The sequence below is a fragment of the Synechococcales cyanobacterium T60_A2020_003 genome, from assembly GCA_015272205.1.
In the GTDB taxonomy this organism is placed as follows: Bacteria; Cyanobacteriota; Cyanobacteriia; order RECH01; family RECH01; genus JACYMB01.
The window spans coordinates 1-6,312 of sequence record JACYMB010000101.1 but is presented as its reverse complement, the minus strand read 5'-3'; the positions used below and the strand labels follow the sequence as shown (position 1 = coordinate 6,312).

The window sequence follows — 6,312 nt, the reverse complement described above, 5'->3', positions numbered from 1 at the left end:
CGCTTAGGCAATGCGGCTGTCATGGCGGCTGTGAAGGTGATTGTGAAGGTGGTTGTGATGAAACATGATGATTCGTGGCAAATATAAAGATTTAGTAATGAAAATGCGATAGAACGTCGCTTTATTGCATAGGAGTATGTCCTAGGCTAGAGGGCATCGGGATTGCGGCTCGGTAGTGTGGGAGGTGAAAGATGGGGCAAATCTGACTGACGGCGGATGATGCGCCGGAGGAGTTCAGGAATGAAGAAAATTCTGTTTATTTTGGGTGAACTGACGGACCAAGACCTTGATTGGTTTCTCTATGTGGGACGCAAGGAAAAAATTGCGGCGGGGACGACCCTGATTCAGGAAGGGTTTCAGATCGATACGCTGTATATTGTGCTGACGGGGAAGCTGAGTGTGACGATCGATAAAATTGGCAAAGAGATTGCCCAGCTCGATAGTGGCGAAGTGGTGGGTGAAATTTCTTTCCTGGATGCGCGTCCACCCTTGGCGACGGTGCGGGCGCTGACGAATGCGCTGATTTTTTCCATTCCCAAACAGCAGTTGCAGCAGAAAATTGCGGCTGATTCGGGGTTTGCGGCCCGGTTCTATCGGGCGATCGCGTTGTTTATGGCCGATCGGATGCGGAGTACGGTGGCGCTGTTGGGTTATGGTGAGGATGTGGAATTTGCCTCGCCGTTTCAGGTGGTGCGGGATTTGAGTCCTTCGGTGGTGGAGCATTTGCCGATGGCGCGGCATCGCTTGGAAACCTTGGTGAAGCGGCTGCGCGGATTTTAGGGGCGGAGCGGATTTGAGTTAATCAGGAATGGGGGGCGCGTGGAACTGAATATGCTTGCATTGATCTGACTGGCGTGGAAGATAGTCGAGAGAGAATTGACTCTCTCCGTAAAGTACGCAATCGACTTGTGCATCACGGTGGTTATATTCCGAGCAATGAGGAGGATGAATATTCTTGTATTGATGGAATAACTGTAATGTCATTATCCCCAATACACTATCTTGTTATTGGGGATGACTTTATATGGGACAGGCTCGAGCATGTTCAGAAGTATCTTCATAAAGCAGTCATTTCTTAACTTTCCTGCATAAGCTAAGTTGAGAATAAAGTTTACGGGTGTCAATAATCACCTGCTACGGTTTTCTTGTATCGAGTTATCGTAGAAACGCTTATCTGTAAGTTTTCCTGGCGTATGAGTAATTTGCAAGAAATCGAGCAAGCTGTCAGGCGGCTATCAGTAGAAGAGCTTGCCAACTTCCGGGTGTGGTTTGCCGAATTTGATGCGGCAGTGTGGGATCGACAGTTCGAGGAAGATGTTGCCGCAGGTCGGCTTGACGATACGAGCTTTATGATTATTTGATTCGTTTATTGTTCAAGGAGCGGTTACACAAGGAGCAAGCTTATAAAATTGTTTTGCTACGCGAGGTAAGTCAGATAGAACAATTGCTTTGAAAAATGCGCTATTGGCTGCGCGTCAACGGTTCGCGAATCAACAGAACATCGTTGTCACAGCACCCATTGAAATCCAGTCGAGCAAGCCACAGATTGATGCAGGATTGCAAGCTGTAGACTATTGCCTTTGGGCGTTATATCGGCTCCTCGAAAGGGGTGAGGAGCGGTATGTGGACTACATTCAGCCTATCGTCAGTGTCATTAGAGACCCTGATGCCGATGTAGAAGCCTCTTACGGCGTTTACTACACCAAGCGAAATCCAATTGCTGCCCAATGTATTCGTGAGACGCATGATTGGATTGGAGCGCCAGGGATATAGGACACTGCCTGGGCAGTGATCACACGGCGTGGAGCCGAATTTCGTCACCTGGCAACACCAATATACCAAGCGTTCTGTGAATCTGCGACCGTACTGATTCGGATTAGAAGAGTCTCAACACCCTGATCTAGGGCAGAAGGGCCACAGAATGCTTTGATTTTAGGGCAATGGCGCAACTGTTTTTCTGCACCAATGGGCGCTGTTTCTCTGAGGGTGAAGCTACGGTGGGCTTGGTTCATTAAGGGACCTCCAGAAATTTAATCATCCCGTTGTTGTCGGGAGCGGTAGGGATGAACCGCCATTCATCGGGCTAGGCTAAGGCTGGTCAGGACGTTCAGCGGAACGTCCCTACGGTCGCACGATGCAACGGATTAAATCCCCACCCCTCGAAATGGGACGTTTTCTCTGGTGACAGGGCTGTGCCCTGAGCGCCTTCCGAATGCGGCTCCTGCCAACCGTATTCAAGAAACAAAACAGGAGGCAGGAGCCTCAAAACAGCCAATTCCTAGGCAAAGCCTAGGAAAAGTGACTAGCAGAGCATCTCCGGCAAGGACAGCGGCGACGCGAAACGCGACCAGGAAAAGAGCAGTCACCACAAATAATTAGTAACAAATTTTCTTTCGATTTGCACGAATTACAAAGCAATATTCCTCTACTGCTTCCATATCAGCTATTTCACCATCAACAGTGGCTGTTCCTTCCAACTTACCAAAACGGACTTTTCCTAAAGTCTTCATCACAATCTCAGTAGTCACTCCATCCGGCCATAAAATCCTAGCTGTCCCACCAGGTTCCGGCATTCCACGTGAAACGATTGTGCATCCTGGTGCAGTTGCTGGATACTTGATACGAAAATTACCACGGTAGCGTAGATTTTCTTGCGGCTTCTCAGGATTTTCATACATACAAAACTGCGGGTTAGCCTTTGCAGGTAAGGCTGTGGTAGCCAAAAAGATCAGTGCACAGGGGAAAGCCCTCTTAAAAATACCCATAACATGTAGTTCAAAATGTTTGATTACTTCGTACAATCCTACGTTATTTGTGAGAAGTTGTTTGAGAATACGTAAACGGTAAGAATTTACGCCCGTCGCCGTACCATAATGCGAATCATTGCTACATAGGGCTTGCTGAAAAAGTCAAAACCGCTGATATATCGTCATTACAGCCAATAAAACTGTAATGAAGTGCAAGGTCAATTTACACATCCTCGACGTTTCAGCCGATTTAGCCTTGCACTTAGAAATCCAAGACTCTTAAAACTTAGTGGTGCAGAAAAGTCCTGAAAGCCTATCTATGCTGTAATTCTCAATGAGACAGGGGGGTGACGAAGAGGGGCAAGATATGGCAGGCTCAAAGTTCCTACACAAAAAGCGCTGGCCATGACCTCACCCCAACTCCATGTTCAACTGCGAACCCAATTGAGTCAATGGGTCACCCCCAAGGACCAACGGCACCTCAGCGGCTGCGCCGAGATCGTCGCTGCAATCTTACAATCCCAGTCGGGATGCTTGAGCCACTGGCTGCCTTTCCTGAGCCATCGCAACTGCAAGGCCCGTGCCCACCTGGAACGACTGAGCTACTTCGTGCGCAACGATGCTATCACCGCAGAAACCTTTTATGACCCTTTGATGCGTCACTGCCTCCAAGCCTTTGAGGGAGAGGCAGTCGTCCTGACCCTCGACACCAGTATGCAGTGGGACCAGTTCGGCCTAATCCAGGTTTGTCTCGCTTGGGGAGGACGCTCTTTGACTCTAGCAGGGCAAGTCATCGAGCATGGTAGCGCTACGGTGGGATTCAAGGACTATCGACCTCTGCTGGAGCGGGCCAAGGCTCTCTTGCCCCCGGAATGTCAGGTCACCTTTCTGGCTGACCGAGGGTTCGAGCATGGAGAACTCATTCGCTGGTTGCAGCACCATCAATGGTCCTGGGCAATTCGGGCCAAGTCTGACTTACTCGTCACCCTAGCCAACGGACGGACCCGAGCGGTACGCGACCTACTCCCACCGATGAATCAGGCCAATCTCTTCGACAATGTGACGATGCTAGAGGATATTCACTGCCACTTAGCCACCGCGCGCACTGACGCAGCGGCTGACGATTGGGCTGTGCTTAGCCAGCAGCCCACCTCTCTTGCGACCTTCACCGAGTATGGTCAGCGCTTTGGGGGAATTGAACCTCACTTCAAGGACTACAAGTCAGCCGCCTTTGAGGTGGTTCGCTCCAGGTTACGCGATGCTAAAGCCCTCACTTGCCTGTTCATGCTGCTCGATATTGCCTACCTCTTCGCTGGGATGCTCGGCCTCAGCGTCGTTCTACAGGGCCAGCGTTTGCGCCTGGATTGGCATTCTCGAAGGGGATTGAGCTTCTTGCAACTGGGACTTCGAGAATTGGCTACCCTTTGCTACAAAGGGCTGACTTTGCCTTGGCTACAACCCTTGCCTTACAAAAGTCCGCCCCCTGCTTCGGCATCGAAGCATAAACACCTCATTCAGGACTTCATGATCAGCTTCTCTAAAGTCACTCTCGTCTCAGCTTGAGACTCGAAAAAAGTTTTCTGCACCACTAAGGGCAGAAGTCTTTCCCCCCGGCATTCCCCTGGAACTGGGCAAGCAAATCGCGGTGTACCGAGTGGATGGACCGATGTTTTTTGGAGCTGCCGAACGCTTTGTGACGTTCCTTCGCGATGAACCCGAAGTCCGCTACCTTATTTTGCGGATGCGATTTGTCCCTAATATGGATGCGACAGGTCTAGTCGCCCTAGAAGACATCTACCACGACCTGAAGCGTCGGGGTTGCCAACTTCTGCTCAGTGGTTTACAGCCAGAAGTTAAGCAACTTCTCGATCGCACTGGTTTACTCGATCGCATTGGGCCAGAGAACTGTCTTGACAGTACCGATGCCGCCGTAGAATCGATTACTTCTCAATTAGTTTGTGAGTTACCTTCGCCCTTGTCTCAGGAAAAGCCTGAGGAAGTCCTCCCATAAGCTCAAGGGCGACGGAGGAGGCGATCGGTCACACCTCAGCACTTCTACCTCAATCTCCCAACCGATCTATGACTAAACCAACTCAGATAGAGCATGATGTTAAGTGTCGCTGTTGTCACCAGACTGGCACAGTCTCCCGTCGTTTTTTCCTAAAGGGGATACTCACGACTGGACTCATCTATGGTGGAAGCCTGATGTGTCCTCAACCCGTTCTAGCCGACGAACATCGGGCAAAGGCATTGGTCTTGACCTGTATTGACTTTCGCTTTGTTAGCTTGGAGCAATCTTTTTTGTCCAACCAGCATTTAGACCAAGCCTATGATTGGGTTGCGTTAGCCGGAGCATCCCTCGCTCTAACTGGGTTTCCCCACCCCGCAGAGGCAGAAGCATTTTGGGATCAACTTGGCTTATCCAAGCAGTTACATAACATCAACAAAGTGATTATTCTTGATCATCAAGACTGTGGAGCCTACGCTAGTGTACACAAACAGCCATTTTCGGATTTGACATCCGAGAGAAATTTCCACGCTAAGTACCTGAACCAAGCCTATGAACAAATTCGGCAGCGCTATCCCAACTTAGACGTAGAACTTTATTTTGCTGAGCTTACAGGCGAGATTAACTTGATATCTCCTCAAGCAGTAATTTAAGTGCAGAGAAAATGGTAATAGAAGCATTTGTAATGGCCATACCTTGATAGACCTTGATAGCGGCTTGGCAATGATTTAGTCTTTACTGTCCAATTCTTGGTTGTTTCCAGTGGAAATCAGACTGCAAGTTAAAGTGAAACCCAATTCTCGTGTATCGTTGTTGGAACAACTGCCTGATGGTAGCTGGCTAGCACGGCTAAAATCGCCACCTGTAGACGGCAAAGCCAAGACTGAACTTCTTGCTTTGGTCGCAGCACACTTTAGCTGTCGTAAGTCTGCTGTAGCGATTAAATATGGGAAATCTGGGCGGATAAGGCTTCTCGCCGTTAAGCTTGAAGCAGATTAGGCGCATCAGTTGGTTGCAATAGCGATCGCCACATATGGCAAAAACTATTTGTCCCTGTTGTCCCGAATCGCCTAATGCTCCAAAGGGGTTTCCAAGGCAATACAGGGGTTCTGGGGATTGGCAATCTGACATTGCTCGAGGAGTGGTTGTAGCTCCTGTTGCAAAGTTTGTAGCTGTTGGATTTGTTGCTCAATCTGGGCAAGCTTGCTGGCTAATCGCTCGTAGACGGCCCCGCAGGTGAGCGATCGCCCATCCCGCAGCATTAGAATATCTTTGATCTCATCGAGAGTCAGCCCCAAAGCCTTCGTTCTTGTAATGAAAACCAGCCGATCCACATCTTGCTGACTAAAGAGCCGATACCCCGACTCCGTGCGCTGAAGCGGTGGAATCAAGCCAATCCGTTCATAAAAGTAAAGGGTTTGGGGATTTAAGTCTAACTGCCGTGCAACTTCTCCAACCTGCAACATGGATACCGCTCCAATACAGTGTGGTTTACCCGTGGTTAACCCATGTTAAACCTTATACCAACTCATAAGGTTGTCAGATAAAGTTTAGGAA

At 49.4% G+C, this 6,312-nt stretch carries 7 protein-coding genes and 2 pseudogenes; 7 read left to right on the top strand and 2 right to left on the bottom strand.

What is annotated here, in order from left to right; genetic code table 11:
• Nucleotides 1–240 precede the first annotated feature (240 nt).
• From IGR76_05145 to IGR76_05135, 3 genes are all read left to right on the top strand, one after another.
• Nucleotides 241–780 carry a cyclic nucleotide-binding domain-containing protein gene (locus tag IGR76_05145; protein MBF2077905.1) on the top strand — a complete coding sequence of 180 codons (540 nt, stop codon included), beginning with the start codon at nt 241–243 and terminating at the stop codon, nt 778–780.
• Between the two features lie 413 nt (nt 781–1,193).
• A complete protein-coding gene (locus tag IGR76_05140; protein ID MBF2077904.1) occupies nt 1,194–1,361 on the top strand; it encodes a hypothetical protein in 168 nt (55 codons plus the stop codon).
• A gap of 88 nt (nt 1,362–1,449) precedes the next feature.
• Complete coding sequence (locus tag IGR76_05135; GenBank protein MBF2077903.1) at nt 1,450–1,773, top strand: hypothetical protein; 324 nt, start codon at nt 1,450–1,452, stop codon at nt 1,771–1,773.
• Nucleotides 1,774–2,375: 602 nt separating this feature from the next.
• On the opposite strand, the gene IGR76_05130 is transcribed toward IGR76_05135, so the two are convergent.
• Nucleotides 2,376–2,765: a hypothetical protein gene (locus tag IGR76_05130; protein ID MBF2077902.1), complete on the bottom strand. Its 390-nt coding sequence runs from the start codon at nt 2,763–2,765 to the stop codon at nt 2,376–2,378.
• 387 nt (nt 2,766–3,152) lie between these two features.
• On the opposite strand from IGR76_05130, the pseudogene IGR76_05125 reads away from it, so the two are divergent.
• The 4 genes and pseudogenes from IGR76_05125 (at nt 3,153) to IGR76_05110 (ending at nt 5,754) form a co-directional block, all read left to right on the top strand.
• Nucleotides 3,153–4,244: pseudogene (locus tag IGR76_05125) on the top strand (transposase).
• Nucleotides 4,245–4,344: 100 nt separating this feature from the next.
• Nucleotides 4,345–4,758: pseudogene (locus tag IGR76_05120) on the top strand (sodium-independent anion transporter).
• A 68-nt stretch (nt 4,759–4,826) separates the two neighbouring features.
• Entirely contained in the window at nt 4,827–5,408 is a 582-nt protein-coding gene (locus IGR76_05115; protein ID MBF2077901.1) for a hypothetical protein, read from the top strand.
• Nucleotides 5,409–5,508: 100 nt separating this feature from the next.
• Entirely contained in the window at nt 5,509–5,754 is a 246-nt protein-coding gene (locus IGR76_05110; GenBank protein MBF2077900.1) for a DUF167 domain-containing protein, read from the top strand.
• 71 nt (nt 5,755–5,825) lie between these two features.
• Here IGR76_05110 and IGR76_05105 read toward each other — a convergent pair whose 3' ends face one another.
• A complete protein-coding gene (locus tag IGR76_05105) occupies nt 5,826–6,221 on the bottom strand; it encodes a MerR family DNA-binding protein (protein MBF2077899.1) in 396 nt (131 codons plus the stop codon).
• Between the last annotated feature and the right edge of the window lie 91 nt (nt 6,222–6,312).